Raw genomic sequence first — 18,679 nt, forward strand, 5'->3', positions numbered from 1 at the left:
AGATTATATTAAAGTCCTGTTGGTTTAACACCGACAGGACTTTTTTGATTTTAGAGGTTTAGTAGTCGTCGTAAAAGTTTTTAATCTTATAAGTAAACTGCTCATAAATGGGTCTACTAAATTCTATAAATAACTGCTGCGGTGCTGGAGGTACTTCTTCTTTGTTTTTGGTCAAAGCTAATTCCTCATCCGTTAAAGCACGTTCATCTCCATTAAAACTAGCCCACTCATTAACCCAAGTAAACTCGCCTGGCAGTTCTTCTTTTTTAAGAAGTTTATCATTTTGGAAATCAATTATTTGCATGACAAGCAGGCCTTTCGAATTTACTACTTTTCTATTCTCATAAAACTTGGCCTTTACTTTGGCGTAAACATCTACTTTTTCACCTTTTATGGTTGCGGTTCCTGTTTTTACACTATCTACACTCGTTAGCGAAGTTTCCTTTTTTTCAAGGAAGGTTTCACCTACAACAAAATCGGCAAATTCTAGTCTAACTATATGGTCTGGTTCTACATTAGTAGCTTTTGCTTCTGATGGACTATAGAATCTAATAAACTTGTTTACTCGCTTGTTTTCTCTAAGAAATTCATCAATCTGCTCTTGAAAGTATTCATGACTGAGTTGGTAAGTTCTAGAGTTAATAGTCGGTTGCTCTACCACTACATGATAAGAGCCTGCATTTAGGGCCTCATCCATTTTAATTCTTACATCTTTATAGTTCGGAGCAAATTGAAATAACTCTTCGTAGGAGTCAAATGCAGCCCTTCCGGCTTCAATAGTTCCTCTCTCAAGCATTTCGTTGGCGTAAATATATCTTTCATTGGCAGCTAAATCTCTCGCTTCTTCTGCTTCTTTGAAATAAGAGGTAGGGCTAATAACTCTTCTACATGGCATGCAGCGAGCTATAAGGTCATGCATTTTATTTAATTTAGAGTAGTCTTCTAAGACTCTTTCCCATCTAAATTGTTGATTTGCATTTTTTGCAGAACTAATGTCTGCTAATAAATCTTGGCTTGCATAGGTATAAGCCTCCGGTAAAACGGCTAAAGACTTTTCGTTGTCAATGTCTTTCTTTAGCTTGTCCACAGACTGAAGGACGGCGTTGTAGTAGTCTCCTTTGTCAAGAGCTTTTGTCCCACTTTTGCTGCAGGATACAAATATTATAGCGGTGGTCAGTACGAAAATTGACCTAATAAATATAGCTTTCATGATAGTATAAGTTAAGGTTAATAAAGAATTCAAAATCAATTTACTAGTTATTGTTTTTGAAAATCAAAATTAATGAAGGTCTTAACAAATTATTAAAATCAGGAAAGGAATTTATATAACGGTTTCAAACACTGGGTTTTACTGAGGCATAGAAAGCACTGCGGTACCAAAATTAACCTTGAATAATTTACACCATATTAATACATGATTCTGTTTTGATAGGTCAGCATCTGCGGGTAAAGTGTATTCTAAAGTTCCGTTTTCAACCTTTTTGCTAACCTCTATAAAGTTTGAAGCACCATCGTTTTCGGCCAAATAAACTCTTAAATCTGGTCCAGAATCAGTTTTGAAGTTGATGAAGCGTAATTTCTTTACACCATTTTCTTCATAAACCTGAACCATTCCTGAGGTCGGGTGAGCCGCATCCATGAAGTCGCCATTGTATAAAACTTCAATATCATCATTGCTCATAGCAATCTCTTCATCACTTATAATTTCAGGTGGATTTACATCAGTTTTACTGCATGCTGTAAATAAAAAAGAGTAGACGGCTAGAGAAAGTAATATTTTGGTTTTCATAATTGAAATAGAACTTTGATGAGAGAAAAAACGTAAATAAGTGTAAACAACAATCTTATGAAAAATCTTAAAGAAAATTGGACACTTGTCAGATTTACGTATTTAGTGGTCTCTCTGGTTTTTATTGGCCTAGCATTTTTTTATGATCATAGTTTCTTTCTATATGTTTTAGGGTTTGGCTTTTTAATTCAAACCTTACTTAATGTAGGTTGTAGCAGCGGTAGCTGTAGAAAACCTACACAGTTTAACTATAGAAGAAGGCACTAGGCAAAAAACATGTAACCTATCAAAATGGCTGCTACTATGCCTATGAAATCGGCAAGAAGACCATATTGGATAGCATATCTTACTTTGGTTACGCCCACGGAACCAAAGTATAATGCCACAATGTAGAACGTGGTATCTGTGGTTCCTTGAAATATGCACACCAACCTTCCTATAAAGGAGTCTGGTCCACCATTTTCAGGAGCCATAGCTTCTAACATCAAACCTCTAGCTCCGCTACCTGATAATGGACGCATAATGGCAACAGGAAGAGCTTCCACAAATCTAGTGTCAATTCCCATACTGCCTATGATAAAGGCCAAAGCATCTGTAATAGCATTAAGTACGCCTGAGTTTCTTAATACACTTATGGCGACGAGCATGCCCACTAGGTAGGGAATGATTTTTACGGCAACTTGGAATCCTTCTTTAGCTCCTTCTATAAAAGTATCAAAAATGTCAATTTTCTTTCTTAATCCTCCGATGATGAAAACCACTATAACGGAGAACAAGATAAGATTGCTATAAACTTTAGAGAACCCTTCTATTTCACCCTGGCTAAGCTTAGACAAATACCAAAGTAATAATAAGATGAAGGCAGAGATTCCGCCAATCCAGCCGATAATGGTTTTATCCCAGATTTTTATTTTCTGCTTAAACATTAAAACTATAAGACTTATTACCGTGGCAAAATAAGTACTTATCAAAAGCGGAATAAATACGTCAGATGGGTCAGAAGCACCCATGGAAGCTCTATAGGTCATAATGTTAATTGGAATTAGGGTCAAACCGGAAGTTTGAAGAACCAAAAACATAATTTGAGAGTTTGAAGCGGTGTCTTTTTTTGGGTTAAGCTCTTGTAAACTTTCCATGGCTTTTAGCCCAAAGGGAGTAGCGGCATTATCAAGGTTTAGCATATTTGCCGAAAAATTCATAATCATTTGCCCATGAGCGGGATGATCTTTAGGCACCTCAGGAAAGAGTTTGTTGAAAAAAGGGCCAACAATTCTTGACATGAATCGTATGGCACCAGCGGCTTCGCCAATTTTTAAAATACCTAGGAATAAGGTCATTATACCCGTTAGAGCCAATGATATTTCAAATCCGGTTTTTGCAGAATCAAAAATTCCAGCAACTAAGGTTTCAAAAATTAGCTGGTCGTTTAAAAAGAAGTATTTAAATAATGCCACGATCATGGCAATAATAAAGAACCCAGACCAAACGTAATTTAAAACCATAAAAGGAAGATGTCTAAAAATTAATTGACGAAATTTAGAGCAAATTACTCTATTAAGTATCGTATTTTAATGATTCTAAAGACTTTTTTGAAAGAAATATTATCGTCGTTTGTGTTATTGGTTCTAACCATTTCTTGTACTTCTGAAGTAGAGAAACCCATATCCAGTCCTCCAAAAGAAAAACTTTCTGTACTGCCTACTATAAAGGAATTAGAAATAGGAGCAATGGAAAAAAGTTTAATAGCTCAGGGCTTGGTTGATATTCAGAAGGAATCACCACTAATCTTGGTCGATTTGAAGTACTCTACTACAGATAACTTTTTTGGTAAGGATGTTTACGGGAAACTTGAAAAGGCTTTTTTACCAAAAAATGTTGCTACTAAGCTTGGAGTAGCGAGTGATAGTTTGATAAGCCAAATTCCTAATCTTAGATTAATGGTTTTTGATGCTGTTAGGCCGCACAGTGTTCAGCAAATCTTGTGGGATGCTCTTGATAGTATTCCAGTAAATATCAGAAAAGCCTATGTGGCAGACCCAACAGTGGGTTCATTACACAATTATGGCTGTGCTATAGATTTGAGTATTTATGATGTGGCAAAGGACAGTCTTCTGGATATGGGTACGAAATATGACTATTTTGGTTATTTAGCATATCCTAGAAAAGAAATGGAGATGCTAGCCCAAGGTTTATTGAATAAAGAGCAAATAGCTAATAGAGAGATTTTAAGATCTGTGATGAAACAGGCGGGTTTTATGCCAATTACCAGTGAGTGGTGGCATTTTAACAGCACCACCTTGTTACGAGCTAAGCAAGATTTTGCTTTGATAAATTAAAAAGCAGCTACTCACTAAATAGAATAGCTGCTTTAAAGGGACTTTTAAATCTAATTGGGTCTTTTAAGACGCGAAGAACTTTCTTACTTTTCTTTGACGTCTTCGTGATACATCAATTTCAATTCCAGATTCTAATTTTAAGACTAATCCTTGGCCCTTTGAGGATGCAGATTTAACATGCGTTTTGTTAATCAAATGAGACCTATGAGCTCTAATAAATTGAGCTGAGTCTAGTGCGGTCTCAAATGATTTTAAAGTTTTGGCAAAAATGAATTTGCCAGATTTTGTGTAGACATAGGTGTAATTAGCTTCGGCTTCTAGGCGTAAAATGTTTTCTGGCTTTATCTGATTACTTTTCTTTTTAAGAAATACTTTAAAGTTTTTAGCCTCATTATACTGTAACATTATCTGGCTTTTGTTTTATTGTAAATCTAGTTTTCGTTTACAATGTTAGGTCATAATGTTGTTAGAGTCAACTCATTCAGGAATCCCTGTTTTACGTATTTTGCTTATAATTAGTGTTTAAGGTTGTTTTTGGTAGAGATTATAACGTAGAAGTACGTAGTGCTTTGCGTAGATTCTCTTTGATGATTTAGCTCGCTAGAGGTGTTTTATCTTGCAAGATGTTCTGTTAGATAGGATTGAGACTATTCTTAGTTTCTTTTTATCTTTGTGGACTTTTTTATTAAAACCAAAGTTCAGTGTTAGACTCAATAAATAGAATACTACAAGAGGCGGAAGAGTGGAAAGTCAAGAATTCTGATGACTTGGAAAAATACCGTTTAAAATTTTTAAGTAAAAAAGGGGCTTTAAATGAGCTCTTTGACGAGTTTAAAACTGTTTCTAAAGAAAAGAAAAGGGAATTTGGACAGGAGTTAAACAAGTTAAAGAACAACTTAGACGAAAAATTTCAAAAGCTCCAAGCTGAGGTGGTTGAAGAGAAGAGTGTGAGCAATGCTTTTGACCTTTCTTTGCCAGACTTAAATAATGACTTGGGAGCACTTCACCCTCTAACTCTAGTTAAAAGAAGAATTACGGAGATTTTTGCAAGAATGGGTTTCAGCAGTGAGGATGGCCCTGAAATAGAAACTGATAGATATAACTTTACGGCTCTTAACTTTCCTGAGAATCATCCAGCAAGAGAGATGCAGGATACGTTCTTCGTTTCAAAAGGAGAACAGCAAAGTGATGACGTTTTATTAAGGACGCATACTTCAAATGTGCAGGTAAGGCTGATGGAAAACAATAAACCACCTATTCGGTCGATTATGATTGGGAGGGTTTATCGAAACGAGGCTATTTCTGCTAGAGCACATTGTCAATTTCATCAAGCTGAAGGTTTGTATATTGATAAAAATGTTAGTTTCTTAGATTTGAAAAACACCTTGCTTCATTTTGCAAAAGAAATGTTTGGTAAGGATACTCAAATTAGACTGAGACCAAGCTATTTTCCTTTTACTGAGCCAAGTGCCGAGATAGACATTTCTTGTTTTATATGTAAAGGAAAGGGATGTAATATTTGCAAAAAAACGGGTTGGGTTGAGATAGGAGGCTCTGGAATGGTAGATCCAAATGTATTAGAAAGTGCCAATATTGACCCTGAAGAGTATACAGGGTTTGCCTTTGGAATGGGTATTGAGAGAATTGCTATGTTAAAATACGATATTAATGATATCAGATTGTTTTTTGACAACGATGTTAGATTCTTAAAGCAGTTTCAAGGGGCTTAATTGTAATTTGTTTGCGTAAGAATGACTATTAAAAGATTTTTCGGACTACTATTTATTTTATTAGGTTTTGTTCAAATCGGGCATGCTCAATTAAGCATAGCTTTTCCTTCTGAACGAGCTATATTTCAACGCAATAATTCTAATCAAGGAGCTATTCCTGTTTATGGGATAGGCCCGGTAAATGCAGACGCTATTGAGGCTAGATTAATTCCAGTAACTTCAGGTCAAGGTGTTGCTACAGACTGGCAAATTATTGATTCAAACCTTCTTAATGGGGCTTACTCTGGTAAAGTTCAGGGGGTAGGTGGCTGGTATAAATTAGAGGTAAGAGCTATAGTAAACGGAAATATTTCATCGTCTTCTACGGTTTATAAAGTAGGAATTGGTGAGGTCTTAATGGTAGCTGGTCAGTCAAATGCTCAGGGTTTTCTGTTTTTTAATCCTCCAGTGGGAGCTTTTGACGATAGAGTAAATGGTTATGGATATTATAATGAAAATTCAATTCCCGAAAACCCTACATTAACCGACATTCGTCATTTAGATAGGGAGCTAAACATTGGACCTCATGGTCAAAGTGCTTGGGCATGGGGCATGCTAGGTGATTTATTAGCAGCTAAACTTAACGTTCCCATACTCTTCTTTAATGTAGCTTATGAAGGTACTACTATTGAAAACTGGGTGAGTAGTTCAGCTGGTTTGCCTACTTATAATGATGGTTTAGGAACCGCTTTTGAAAATGGTGCTCCTTATTCTTTTATGAGGGTTACTCTGCAGAACCATGTTTCAGTTTATGGACTTAGAACTATCATTTGGATGCAAGGGGAGAATGATTTTGATACCAAACAAATAGATTATAAAAACGGATTAAATACACTAGTAAAAAAAGTTGCTACAGATACTGGGAAAAATATCAATTGGATGGTAAGTAGAACCTCGTATATTTTTGATAGAACCTATGGTCAAATTATAGCTGCTCAGAATGAGGTTGTGGCTGATAATAGTAATGTATTTTCTGGTCCTTTTACAGACAGAATTCAAAATCCTAGAACGGATGGGGTACACTTGTCTTATGATGGAATAACAGAATTGGCACACGCATTTGATAGAGAACTTAGTTTTAATGTTATTCAGTCCATGTCACCTACATTAGGAACAGAAATTGAAGCTTTAAAATACACATGCAGTTTTGGAAATACCATAAATCTTACACCTATTAATAGTGGTTTTACTGGATATAAATGGTCTAATGGTTCTACTTCTAGTTCAATGTCAATTATCAGTGGTGATGCATCCGGCATATTAAGAGATCAGGCTGGTAATTATCATTTGTCGGAAAAAGTAACAGTAAATGGTTTAATACCACCTGCACCGAGTGTTATTGCAGAAAATGATGGCGTGGCTTGTGAAGGTGATGACGCTAGGTTTTATATTAATAGCACAGCGAATGAAGTGGAGTGGTCGGATGGAACTTTAGGATATGAATTTTTAACCAAGAATACTAATCCGGTGTATGCTGTTCAAACAGACCAATACGGGTGTACCTCTGATAGGTCTTCTACTTTAAGAGCGTCTTTTACCCTTACACCTGAACCACCAACCATAACTAGTCTTTTTAATAGTTTTGGTGCTTGTGATGGAGAATCCATTGTACTTAAGGCTAATTCGGAAAATAAAATATTTAGGTGGAGTAGTGGTGAATGGGGCGAGCAATTAGTGGTTAATGGAGTAGGAGAGCGAGAGTATAAAGTTCTAACTATTACCGAAAATGGTTGTGACTCAGAATTTTCTGAACCAGTAGCTATAAGGATATTTGAGAAACCAACGCCACCTTCTTTATTCAAATCAGGTCCTTATTCTGTTGGCGTTTCAGAACTTGAAAATTATGAAAGTTTTCAATGGTACTTTGAAGGTAGGGAGTTAGCTGGTCAGGTTGATTCCGAAGTTTTGGCTAGTGAAAATGGCTTTTATTCTGTTAAAGGTATTGAAGTTCATCCTGCACCTTATGCGTCTTCTTGTGCATCAGATAAATCAGAATTATTTAGATACGAAAGAAGTCCAGAACATAATGGATTAATTGTTTACCCTAATCCAGTAATTGATGGCGAGTTTTCTTTAACATCTGATGTTCCTATTGACGCCATAATTTCACTTAAAGATGCTAAAGGTAGAGTACTGATGAATCCTTTCGCTATTCAGAAACTGAGTTACCCTCAAAAAATTAAAGTTTCTTCAGACTTGCCTTCTGGAATTTACTTCTTAACGCTAGACTACAATGGGCTTGAGAAAAGATTTAAATTGTTTTTTGAGTAGTAGTCCCAAATGACAATTCCGGCAGAAATACTTACATTCAAAGAGTGTTTTGTACCAAATTGTGGAATCTCTACGACTTCGTCAGATTCCTGAACTATAACATCTTCTACTCCAAATACCTCATTTCCAAAAACAAAGGCATATTTCCCTTCAGTATGTGTTTTGAAATTTTCTAGAGAGGTGCTATTATTGGTTTGTTCAATAGAAATAATTTTATAATTATCCTCCTTCAAGACTTTTACTGCTTCTAAAGTTGTATTGAAGTATTCGAAATCGACAGACTCGGTTGCTCCTAAAGCTGTTTTTTCAATTTCTCTATTTGGTGGCTGCCCTGTGATTCCACAAAGATAAATTTTGGTAACTCTGAAGGCGTCGGCGGTTCTAAAAATTGAGCCAACATTCTGAAGGCTTCGAATATTGTCGAGCACTAAACATATAGGAGCTTTATCACTTTTTTTGAATTGCTTAGGGCTAATTCGCCCTAATTCTTCCATACTTGTTTTTTTGATTTCAGTAGATGGCATAATAATTGAGTTATTTGGTTTATACAGGAAAAGAAATTATATGCGTGTTTCAAAATCAATAATACTTCTCACAGTTTTTGCTTATCAGGTACAAGCACAAAGTACCTTATCAGAAGCCAAAGCACAAAATAATGAAGCCCAAAATGTGGCTGTTTCAAATCAGCAAATTCAGGTTTCTAGAACGGTAGATGATCCAAACTGTCAGACAGAGTATGGAAACGAGGTAAATGTTGTTAATACTGTAATTAACGGTTCTTCAGAAGGTTGTTTAGAAATTAAGGCTACAGACTATATTGATCTTGATGAGTTTTTTGACTCAGAGTATGGTAGCACGTTTGATGCTCAGATTGTTAGTGAAATTCCAGGCACAAATCCAGATCCTGATCCAAATCCAGATCCAGAACCGGTTGACCCAACTCCTGATACAGAAAAGCAATGTGAAGACTTTTCTAATCATGGCCCTACCAACCCTCACCTTTATGCTAATTTTTCCTCAAACTCATTTGTCGGTAACTTGATTTCTAAGTACACTCCTGAGTATAAGATAGAAGGGTTAACAGATTGGAAATTAATGACCACAGCAGGTCCAGTTATTCCTAATTCCGATATAAATTATCAATATTATGAAGAGCCTTATGATGGCTGGGAAAGAAATACACTTTTACGAACAAAGGCAGGGTGTCCTGAATATAGAGATGTAAGAAACCAGAAGGTTTATACAAACACCCTTGAAGAGTGGTATGGCTTGCCTACTTATGCCATGCCAAGTATTAACCCTTCTACTAAAGATTATTATATCATGGTTAATTCAGAGTTAGAAGGAAGGCCATTATGGAATGATATTCCTGTATATAATTTATATGCTGATAGAAATATTCCTAACCTTAATGTTAGGGTAAATGGTAGAGATTTTTTCGGTTTTGAGACTTATTCTTATCCACTTTTCCAAGTTAGACCTAATAGAGATATGATGGTAACGTCATCTCTTAACGTTAAGAAAGATTTTATTATTGATATTTCAGATGATGGCTATCAAACAGCCTCCCGTTATACTGTATATAGAAATTATCAAGGTGGTCACTGGAGTACAGTAACAACCATGACAAGGCACGATGGAAGGGTGACCGTTTCAGCTCAAGGGATAAACTGGGACACAGACCAAATTTTAGTTAACGTGAGTACAGGCCAATCTTACTATAATATTCAACAGTTCGGAAATGTTTTTGACTTAGGATATTTACCTGATGGTGATTACCAATTTGCTGCAAAAACCTATCATGGTCACACCATAAATGATAGAGTTATTGTAAAGGTGAAACGCCCAGCAATCAATTAATACTATTTGATTTCTACTAAATCATAGAATCTAACGTAATCTATAAGCATTTTTTGAGGGAAAATGGTGTCGTCAATACCTTGTTGACCTCCCCAGTTTCCCCCAATAGCAATATTTAAAAGGAGGTGTTGCGGTTTGTCAAAAGGCCACTCTTTCCAAGTGTAACCAGCCTCTTTTTTGAACTCAAACAATAGTTCATTATCAATATAGAACTGAATGGTGTTTGGATACCAGTCCAATCTATAAATATGGAACTCCTCTGAAGCCTTATCTACAGTTTTGCTATTACCCTTATTAGTGCCAATTGAGTGATGAAATGCTTTGGTATGAATATTTGTATGTACCTTATCTTGGTCCATTCCCACATGTTCCATGATGTCCATTTCGCCATTGTCTGGCCAATAGTTTTCGCCGTAATTGCTTTCCGAGGCAAGTGTCCAAATGGCAGGCCATGTGCCTCTCCCCACAGGAAGCAGTGCTTTAACTTCCATTCGTCCGTATAAGAAGTCCTTCTTGTTTTTTGTAACAAGTCTAGCAGAAGTATAGGCTGCATTTTTTTTCTTAGCTTCAATTATGAGATTACCACTTTCTACACTAGCGTTTTCAAGTTCGTTGGTATAAACCTGAGCTTCATTGTTTCCCCAGCCATTTCCTCCTAAATCATAAGCCCAAATATTAGTGTCTGGTTTTCCATCTATGTCAAACTCATCTGACCAGCTTACCTCTTTCTGGAAGCCATAAACAGGGATGGGGTCTGGTGTTTTTGGTGTCGGAATTATAATTTCTGGTTCCACTGTATGTGATGATGAGCAAAGTGTCAAAATAAAGGCTGATAATGGTAACACAAAAAGAAGTAGTTTTTTCATTTATTTAATATTTTAAATAATTTTATTTAGCTTACCTATCGCAAATGAAATAATAAATGAACAGAAAAAATACTTCAAGGAGAAAAGCTTTGGGAGCATTAACTAGTGTTGCCAGTTTGAGTCTGGTTTCTGGTTTATCGTCTAGGCTGTCGGCTGCAGATAAAGTGTTACCTCAGAATCTTAAAGGGGATGTTAATCATTCTGTATGCCGATGGTGTTACAAAGGGGTAGAATTAGACGACTTAGCAAAAGCAGCAGTAGAAATAGGGTTGAGTTCTATAGAGCTGCTGAGTATTAAAGATTTTAAAAAGATACAGAAGTACGGTCTGACCTGTGCTATGGTTTCGGCATCAGGAAGTAAATATGGGATAAGCAGTGGTTGGAATAAAAAGGAAAACCATGAAGGTTTGATTGAACTTTATCTCCACGAGATTGATGAGGTGGCTAAAGCCGGCTTGAAAAATATTATTGTCTTTTCTGGAAATAGAGAAACCGAACTTTCAGATGAAGAAGGACTTCAAAATTGTGCCGAAGGCTTAAAGAAGGTAATGGCTTATGCGGAAAAGAAAAAAGTTAACTTGGTGATGGAATTGTTGAATTCTAAAGTTAATCATCCAAGCTATATGTGTGACCACACTAGTTGGGGTGTAGAATTATGTCAAAAGTTAGATTCCGACAATTTTTAACTTCTATATGATATTTACCATATGCAAATTATGGAAGGTGACGTCATTAGAACTATTCAAGAAAACAATAAGTATATAGCTCATTACCATACAGGGGGAGTACCAGGGAGAAACGAAATTGATGATACCCAAGAACTTAATTACCCTGCCATAATTAAAGCAATTTTGGAGACAGGATATAAAGGTTTTGTAGGACAAGAATTTATTCCAAAAAGAGATAATAAGTTAGCTTCTCTTAAACAAGGGGTTACTATTTGCGATATATAAGTGCAATAACGATATGCGAAATTATAAGCTTAATGGTTGTTTGAAGTCAATTGTCCTTTTTTTTGTCTTGTTTTTTTTTCAGAATCTTGCTTTTGCACAAGCAAACTACAGTGTTTTAATAACAGAAATTTTTGCAGACCCTACACCTAGCCATGGTTTGCCTGAAAAAGAGTATATAGAGTTATATAACAATTCGAATAACTCAATTAATCTCAGGTCATATACATTATTCTATAATACCTCTGAAGTCTCTTTCCCAAGTGCGGAGATCGAACCTGGTAACTATCTTATAGTTTGCCGAGAGAATAATGTTTCATTTTTGGAGCCTTACGGCAATGTGCTTGGTCTTAGTAAATTTTCGCTATTAAATGGAGGAACAAGGTTAAGACTGGAGAGTGCTGATGGCGAATTAGTTCATGAGGTTGTTTATTCTGATGATTGGTATGCTCCAGGGAGAGACCAAGGTTATTCTTTAGAAATGATTGATTTGAGTAATCCATGTCGTGATGGGGATAATTGGACCTCTTCCGCTTCTGAGCAAGGAGGTACGCCAGGTGCGGTAAACGCCTCAGCACAAAGCCTAATTGATTTAGAAGGACCCAGCTTTGTTTCGTATAATGATTTAGGTGAAAATACGTATGAATTTATTTTTTCAGAAAAACTTAGTGAGAATTCGGAAACTCTTGATATTGATTCCGAAGAACTCGAAATTCAAGAAGTTTCGTTTTCTGAGGCGAATAATACCATAAATATCAAACTTAAGAACCCACTACCAGAGAGTGGGCTTTTTGATATTACTTTTAACACTATTGCAGATTGTTCAGGAAATCTGTCTGCTCCTATACAGGTTTCTATAGGAAATTTGCCAAGACCAGTGGTAGGGAGTCTTTTTCTGTCAGAAATACTATTTAATCCAAAGCCAGGTGGCGAAGATTTCATTGAGCTTTATAATTACTCAGATGAAGGTATTAATCTGAAAGGCATTGGTTTAACAAGAGGAGATGAAGAAATTGTAGTACTTAGTTCAACAAATTTAATAATAGAAGCGAAAGGTTTTCTGTGCTTTACAACAGATAAAGATGCACTAGTAGAATTTTATCCCAAAGCGATAGTAAATAATATAATAGAGGTAAGTAAGCTTCCTTCATTTAATAATGGAGAAGGTATTGCGGTGCTAGTTTCAGCAGATGGTTTAGAGCTGGATCGTTTTGCGTTTAACGAAGACATGCATCACCCTTCTTTAGATATAGTAGATGGTGTTTCTTTAGAACGAAAAAGCTTTGAAAGCGAATTTGCTGATTGGGTGTCTGTATCTTCCTCAGAAAATTACGCTAGCCCAGGGTATAAAAAATGGAATAATATCGAGAATACAGGTTTTCAAATTATTGTGTTAACTGAAGTATTTTCTCCAAATGATGATGGGATAGATGATGAAGCATTGTTTAGCTTTAAAATCGATGAAACAGGTAATTTAGACGCTAGCATATATGATGCAAACGGCAGACATATTACTTCTTTATCTCAAGGGCAATATGTTACAAATGGTCTTGAAATAACTTGGGACGGCTATAGTGCTTCAAATGAAGCTATGCCTGCAGGTTACTATATTGTCTTGGGAGAGCTAAGAACAGCCACAACCATTTATCGACAAAAGCAGAAAATAGCACTCGGCTTGCACTGACTATGCAATCATTTGCACTTTTTTAACCGTAAAAAAAGATTTTGTGTAGATATAGTTGGATTATCAGGGTGTGAATGTTTAATATTGCACTCTGTCAATGTTTAATTGACTTTTATTTACTTAAACCATTAACCATTTTTTTATGAAAGTAAAACTTTACTCGAAAGGCTTACTATTGGTTTTGATGGGTTTATCTCTCTCTTTTAGTGAGGTATTCGCTCAGAATCAAACTGTAAGTGGAAAAGTTACAGGTGCGGATGACGGACTTGAGATACCAGGTGTATCTGTCGTAGTTAAAGGCACTACGAACGGTGTTAGTACGGATGTTGAAGGAAATTATTCACTTTCTTTCAATAATGCAAATACCGTTTTGGTATTTAGTTTTGTGGGTTATGAATCTCAAGAAGTAACAGTTGGGAATCAGTCTGTTATTAATGTATCCTTAGCATCTGATATATCTACCTTAGAAGAGGTAATCGTTACTGGTTACTCTGTTGATAGTAGAAAGGAATCTACTGGTGCAATTTCTATTGTGAAGCCTAAAGATTTGACTACAGTTCCTTCTGCTAATATTGAGCAGCAGTTACAAGGTAGAGTTGCGGGTCTTACAGTAGTTACTAATAGCCAGCCAGGTGCGGGTAGCCAAGTAAGGGTAAGAGGTTTTGGAGCTTTTGGAGGAAATGAGCCATTACTTATTGTAGATGGTTATCCTGTTGGTTCTACAGATTTCTTAAATCCTGACGATATTGAGTCTACTACCGTATTAAAGGATGCATCTGCTGCGTCTATATATGGAGCAAGAGCTGCTAATGGTGTAATAGTTTACACTACTAAGAGAGGTAAAAAAGGAGCTCAAAAGCTTCAAATTACTTATGACGGATTATATGGTGTTACTACGCCAGGCGAAGGTCAGAAAATGATGAATCCTCAAGATCAAGCTACTTGGACTTGGAATGCACTAAGAAATTCAGGTAGCCAGCTTACTCACCCTCAGTATGGTTCTGGAGAAACTCCAATTATTCCAGATTATTTGAAAGTAGGTGATCAAAGTGGTGTTATCGGAACTGTTGATTTAGAAGCGGAAAGAGAAAAATATAACATTACTGGTCCAGAAATTTCTGATTTCTACCAAGTAATTAAAGCAAACAAAGAAGGAACAGATTGGTACAAAGAGTTAACAAGAAATGCTCCAATTCAGCGTCATTCATTAGGCTTTAGTGGAGGAACAGAAAGTTCTAGATTTTATGTAGGTATGTCTGCTCAAAATCAAAAAGGTATTTTACCTAGCCAAGAGGCTACTAGATATGCTTTGAGAGTAAATACTGAATTTGACGTATTCAAAAACTTCAGAATTGGAGAGAATATGCAAATTACTTATAACCAGGTCTTAGGAAGACAAGGTGGTAATAATGGTTTATCTAGTTCATCTGATGAGAATGATATTCTTGGAGCATTTAGATCTCCAACTATACTTCCAGTTTATGATGAGTTTGGTGGATTTGCTGGTACAACAGCATTAGGTTTTGGTCAAGGTTCTAACCCAATTGCAAACCAAGAAGGTGGAAAGAGAAATAGAAACTTTAACGCTTTAGGCATGGGTAACCTTTATGCTGAGCTTGATATCATTAAAGATTTAACTGTAAGAACCTCTATAGGTGCAACATTTAATAACTTTTATGGCTGGGGTTATGGTAGACCAATTTATGAGACTTTAGAAAATAAAGGAACTAGATGGTCTTATAATGAAGGTGGTGGATATAGATTTGGTTGGACATTCACAAATACCATTAATTACAAAAAGAAATTTGGTCTTCACGGTATAGAGTTACTTGCTGGTCAAGAAGCCTTGAATACTGGTAGTGGTAAAAACATAGGAGCTGATGGTAGAAACCCATTTGCTGGAGATATTGACTACATCACTATTTCTACCTTGGATATTAGAAACCCTGCTTTTAGTGTAAAGGATAATGGTGTTACTTTTAACTCATACTTCGGTAGAGCTATTTATAACTTCAATGATAAGTATATTCTTACTGGAGTTGTAAGACGTGACGGTTCTTCTCGTTTCGGTGCTAATAATAAGTACGGAACATTCCCTGCGGTTTCTGCTGCTTGGAGAATCTCTGAAGAAGAGTTCATGAAAGATCTTTCTTGGATTCAGGAGCTTAAAATTCGTGGAGGTTATGGTTTAATGGGTAACTCAAATAACGTAAACCCTGCTAACCAGTATAATTTATATGCTCAGAGTATTAGTAACTCTGGTTATGATATCAACGGTTCTAACAGTGGTATTGTTAATGGATTTAGACAGTCAAGAATTGGTAACCCAGATGCAAAATGGGAGACTAGTGTTACAAAGAATATTGGTTTTGACGGTTCATTCTTAAAAGGAAAGTTAGATATCGTATTAGATATTTGGCAAAAAGATACAAGAGACCTTCTTTATACATTACCAATTACGCAAACAGCAGGAAGTGCAAGCCCTCCTTCTGTTAACATTGGAACAATGGTTAATAAAGGTATTGATTTCTTAATCTCTACTAAAGGTGATATTTCTCAAGAAATCGGATTTGAACTTGATTTATCAGGTGGATTCTTAGATAACGAGATTACTTATATTGCTGATGGTCAAACATACCTTACAGATGTTAATCCTGGATTTAGAGGTGTAAACCCTATCCGTAACCAGTTAGGACATTCTCTGTCTTCTTTCTTCGGATATAAAGTAGCTGGTCTTTTCCAAACTCAAGAGGAAATTGACTCTGCACCTACACAGGATGGAGCTGGCTTAGGTCGTTTTAAATATGTAGATATTAATAATGACGGTAAGATTAATGCAGATGATAGAACTTACTTAGGAAGTCCAGTAGCTGACTTTACAGGTGGTTTGAACTTTACACTTAGGTACAAGAATTTTGAGTTACTTTCTTACTTCTATACTTCTATTGGTAATGAAATCTTTAATATCTCAAGAAGATTCACTGATTTCTATCCATTGTTTGCAGGTTCAGCTATCTCAGAAAGAGTAAAAGATTCTTGGACTCCTGATAATAGAGATACTGATATTCCAATTTTTGAAGGAAATGATGGTTTCAGTACTGGTTCTCAGGCAAGTGATTTTTATGTACAAAATGGTTCTTACTTAAGATTCCAGAACTTATCTCTTGCATATAATCTTCCAGGAAACATCTTAGACAAAATGAAAATAAGTAAGCTACGTGTATTTGGTTCTGTAAATAACTTGTTTACAATTACTGGTTATGATGGTCTTGACCCTCAAGTTGCTGGTAGTGCAGATACAAGTTTCGGTATTGACTTAGGAAACTTCCCAGTTACACGTCAATTTACTTTTGGTGTTAACTTAGGACTATAATAAAACTTTAAGAAGAAACTTATAAAATGAGAAAAATAAAATTAGCAATACTCAGTGTACTTCTTTTAGGAAGTTACGCTTGCAAGGAGAGCTTCTTAGAAGTGTTGCCTACGGGTTCACTTTCTAAAAACCAGTTAACTACTTTAGCGGGTCTTGAAGGGTCGGTTCTTGCCACCTATGCCCAATTAAGTGGTCTTAGTAACTACGCAGCGGGCCCATCTAACTGGGTTTGGGGTAGTATTCGTGGTGGAGATGCCAACAAAGGAACAGATCCAGGGGATTTCTCTGATATCAATCCAATTCAAACGTATGCTTATACGCCAACATTAAACTTTATAGCTGATGCTTATAGAGGTCATTTTGATGGAGTATCAAGAGCAAACAACGCTTTGATTCTTTTATCAGAGGCTCAGCCAGATGTAAAAGCGGAAGATATCGCTAGAATGACGGCAGAGGTTAAGTTCTTAAGAGCTCATTATTACTTCCAGCTTAAAAGGAATTTTAATATGGTTCCTTATGTGGATGAAACTAATGATGTAACTAACGGTATTGAATTAGTAGCTAATAACGTGGACTTATGGCCTAAAATTGAGGCTGATTTACAAGCTGCAGTTAGTGGATTACCTGAAACATTTGGTAGTGCGGGTCGTGTTAACAAATGGGCTGCTATGAGTTATTTGGCTAAAGTTTACATGTTTCAAAACAAGTTTTCTGAAGCAAAGGCTCTTTTTGACCAAATTATTGCAAACGGTGTAACTACATCAGGTGTGAAGTATGGTCTTTTGCCTACTTACTCTGGTATTTACAGAGTTGCAAATGATAACAGCTCAGAATCAGTTTTTGCTGTTCAAGCAACTGTTGGTTCTGGAGATGCAAACAATGCAAATGCGGATCTTCAATTGAACTTTATCCAAGGAAGTGACCCAGGAACATGTTGTGGTTTTTTCCAGCCTAGTTTTACTTTTGTGAACTCTTTCAGAACGGATGCTAATGGCCTTCCTCTTCTTGATGAGTCTTACAATGATGATGCTAATGCTGTGAAGAATGACATGGGTATTGAGTCAAGTACTGACTTTAGTCTAGATACGGGTAACTTAGATCCAAGATTGGATCATACAGTTGGTCGTAGAGGAATACCTTTCATGGATTGGGGAGTGCACAGAGGTCAGAGTATGATTCGTAACCAACCTAATGGTGGTCCATATTCTCCAAAGAAGTATCTTTTCACAAAAGCTGAGAAAGAGTCAGGTTTAACAGAGACTGGAGGTTGGGGACACCAAACTTTCAATGCTTATAATGTAACAATTATTCGTTTTGCTGATATTCTTTTGATGGCTGCTGAGGCAGAAATTGAAGTTGGAAGTTTAGCGAAAGCTCTAGAGTATACTAACATGATTAGAAGTAGAGCTAGTGTAGCATCTGATTTCGTTATGGACGAAGACGGAAACCCTGCAGCAAATTACAATATTGGACTGTATGATTCTTTCCCAGATAAGGATTTTGCAAGAAAAGCAGTAAGATTTGAGCGTAAGCTTGAATTAGGAATGGAAGGATACCGTTTTTATGACTTAGTTCGTTGGGGAACTGATGTAGATGAGATTTCTAGGTATTTAGCATACGATTCTCAGTTTTTGCCAGGTGCTTTAGGCGAAGGTAAATACGAAGCAAAGCATGCTTTATTGCCAATTCCTCAAGGTCAAATTGACTTAATAGGAAGTGATATCTTAGTACAAAATCCAGATTATAACTAGGATTAGGTATCTATATTTAGAGGCTGTTCC

13 protein-coding genes and 1 pseudogene are annotated in these 18,679 nt (G+C 36.2%); 8 read left to right on the forward strand and 6 right to left on the reverse strand.

Going from position 1 to position 18,679, the window contains the following annotated elements:
* Positions 1-58: 58 nt before the first annotated feature.
* The 3 genes from AC0L6O_RS05695 to AC0L6O_RS05705 all read right to left on the reverse strand — a co-directional run bounded on the left by AC0L6O_RS05695 (position 59) and on the right by AC0L6O_RS05705 (position 3,291).
* Entirely contained in the window at positions 59-1,210 is a 1,152-nt protein-coding gene (locus AC0L6O_RS05695) for a hypothetical protein (protein WP_473306976.1), read from the reverse strand.
* Positions 1,211-1,348: 138 nt separating this feature from the next.
* On the reverse strand, positions 1,349-1,789 hold the full coding sequence (locus AC0L6O_RS05700) for a DM13 domain-containing protein (protein WP_473306978.1): 441 nt from the start codon (positions 1,787-1,789) through the stop codon (positions 1,349-1,351).
* A gap of 263 nt (positions 1,790-2,052) precedes the next feature.
* Positions 2,053-3,291, reverse strand: coding sequence for a nucleoside recognition domain-containing protein (locus tag AC0L6O_RS05705; RefSeq protein WP_473306979.1), 1,239 nt, complete (start codon positions 3,289-3,291; stop codon positions 2,053-2,055).
* A gap of 87 nt (positions 3,292-3,378) precedes the next feature.
* On the opposite strand from AC0L6O_RS05705, the gene AC0L6O_RS05710 reads away from it, so the two are divergent.
* The gene (locus AC0L6O_RS05710) at positions 3,379-4,125 is read left to right on the forward strand and encodes a M15 family metallopeptidase (protein WP_473306981.1); all 747 of its coding nucleotides are present in this window, start codon (positions 3,379-3,381) and stop codon (positions 4,123-4,125) included.
* Positions 4,126-4,188: 63 nt separating this feature from the next.
* Here AC0L6O_RS05710 and AC0L6O_RS05715 read toward each other — a convergent pair whose 3' ends face one another.
* The gene (locus tag AC0L6O_RS05715) at positions 4,189-4,530 is read right to left on the reverse strand and encodes a LytR/AlgR family response regulator transcription factor (protein WP_473306982.1); all 342 of its coding nucleotides are present in this window, start codon (positions 4,528-4,530) and stop codon (positions 4,189-4,191) included.
* Positions 4,531-4,826: 296 nt separating this feature from the next.
* Here AC0L6O_RS05715 and pheS point away from each other — a divergent pair, with 296 nt between their 5' ends.
* Together pheS and AC0L6O_RS05725 are read left to right on the forward strand one after the other, a co-directional pair.
* Complete coding sequence (gene pheS / locus AC0L6O_RS05720; protein WP_473306984.1) at positions 4,827-5,855, forward strand: phenylalanine--tRNA ligase subunit alpha; 1,029 nt, start codon at positions 4,827-4,829, stop codon at positions 5,853-5,855.
* Between the two features lie 21 nt (positions 5,856-5,876).
* Positions 5,877-8,165: a T9SS type A sorting domain-containing protein gene (locus tag AC0L6O_RS05725; protein WP_473306986.1), complete on the forward strand. Its 2,289-nt coding sequence runs from the start codon at positions 5,877-5,879 to the stop codon at positions 8,163-8,165.
* On the opposite strand, the gene AC0L6O_RS05730 is transcribed toward AC0L6O_RS05725, so the two are convergent.
* Entirely contained in the window at positions 8,123-8,689 is a 567-nt protein-coding gene (locus AC0L6O_RS05730; protein WP_473306987.1) for an RNA methyltransferase, read from the reverse strand. The genes AC0L6O_RS05725 and AC0L6O_RS05730 overlap by 43 nt on opposite strands.
* Positions 8,690-8,729: 40 nt before the next feature.
* Between AC0L6O_RS05730 and AC0L6O_RS05735 the strand changes: the two genes are divergently transcribed.
* Complete coding sequence (locus AC0L6O_RS05735) at positions 8,730-10,025, forward strand: hypothetical protein (protein WP_473306989.1); 1,296 nt, start codon at positions 8,730-8,732, stop codon at positions 10,023-10,025.
* A 2-nt stretch (positions 10,026-10,027) separates the two neighbouring features.
* Here AC0L6O_RS05735 and AC0L6O_RS05740 read toward each other — a convergent pair whose 3' ends face one another.
* Complete coding sequence (locus AC0L6O_RS05740; protein ID WP_473306990.1) at positions 10,028-10,891, reverse strand: glycoside hydrolase family 16 protein; 864 nt, start codon at positions 10,889-10,891, stop codon at positions 10,028-10,030.
* Between the two features lie 56 nt (positions 10,892-10,947).
* On the opposite strand from AC0L6O_RS05740, the pseudogene AC0L6O_RS05745 reads away from it, so the two are divergent.
* The 4 genes and pseudogenes from AC0L6O_RS05745 (at position 10,948) to AC0L6O_RS05760 (ending at position 18,649) form a co-directional block, all read left to right on the forward strand.
* Positions 10,948-11,844, forward strand: a pseudogene (locus AC0L6O_RS05745) (hydroxypyruvate isomerase family protein).
* A gap of 13 nt (positions 11,845-11,857) precedes the next feature.
* Entirely contained in the window at positions 11,858-13,525 is a 1,668-nt protein-coding gene (locus tag AC0L6O_RS05750; protein ID WP_473306991.1) for a lamin tail domain-containing protein, read from the forward strand.
* 142 nt (positions 13,526-13,667) lie between these two features.
* Positions 13,668-16,898 (forward strand): SusC/RagA family TonB-linked outer membrane protein, encoded by a 3,231-nt coding sequence (locus AC0L6O_RS05755; protein WP_473306993.1) that lies wholly within the window; start codon positions 13,668-13,670, stop codon positions 16,896-16,898.
* 26 nt (positions 16,899-16,924) lie between these two features.
* Entirely contained in the window at positions 16,925-18,649 is a 1,725-nt protein-coding gene (locus AC0L6O_RS05760) for a RagB/SusD family nutrient uptake outer membrane protein (protein WP_473306995.1), read from the forward strand.
* Positions 18,650-18,679: the final 30 nt, after the last annotated feature.

This window comes from Arcticibacterium sp. GJ41-1, from assembly GCF_055808875.1.

Coding starts and splice junctions, on each gene's coding strand:
- AC0L6O_RS05740 (WP_473306990.1), bottom strand. CDS start 10,891: ATGAAAAAACTACTTCTTTTTGTGTTACCATTATCAGCCTTTATTTTG.
- AC0L6O_RS05695 (WP_473306976.1), bottom strand. CDS start 1,210: ATGAAAGCTATATTTATTAGGTCAATTTTCGTACTGACCACCGCTATA.
- AC0L6O_RS05750 (WP_473306991.1), top strand. CDS start 11,858: ATGCGAAATTATAAGCTTAATGGTTGTTTGAAGTCAATTGTCCTTTTT.
- AC0L6O_RS05700 (WP_473306978.1), bottom strand. CDS start 1,789: ATGAAAACCAAAATATTACTTTCTCTAGCCGTCTACTCTTTTTTATTT.
- AC0L6O_RS05760 (WP_473306995.1), top strand. CDS start 16,925: ATGAGAAAAATAAAATTAGCAATACTCAGTGTACTTCTTTTAGGAAGT.
- AC0L6O_RS05715 (WP_473306982.1), bottom strand. CDS start 4,530: ATGTTACAGTATAATGAGGCTAAAAACTTTAAAGTATTTCTTAAAAAG.
- AC0L6O_RS05725 (WP_473306986.1), top strand. CDS start 5,877: ATGACTATTAAAAGATTTTTCGGACTACTATTTATTTTATTAGGTTTT.
- AC0L6O_RS05705 (WP_473306979.1), bottom strand. CDS start 3,291: ATGGTTTTAAATTACGTTTGGTCTGGGTTCTTTATTATTGCCATGATC.
- AC0L6O_RS05755 (WP_473306993.1), top strand. CDS start 13,668: ATGAAAGTAAAACTTTACTCGAAAGGCTTACTATTGGTTTTGATGGGT.
- AC0L6O_RS05730 (WP_473306987.1), bottom strand. CDS start 8,689: ATGCCATCTACTGAAATCAAAAAAACAAGTATGGAAGAATTAGGGCGA.
- AC0L6O_RS05735 (WP_473306989.1), top strand. CDS start 8,730: ATGCGTGTTTCAAAATCAATAATACTTCTCACAGTTTTTGCTTATCAG.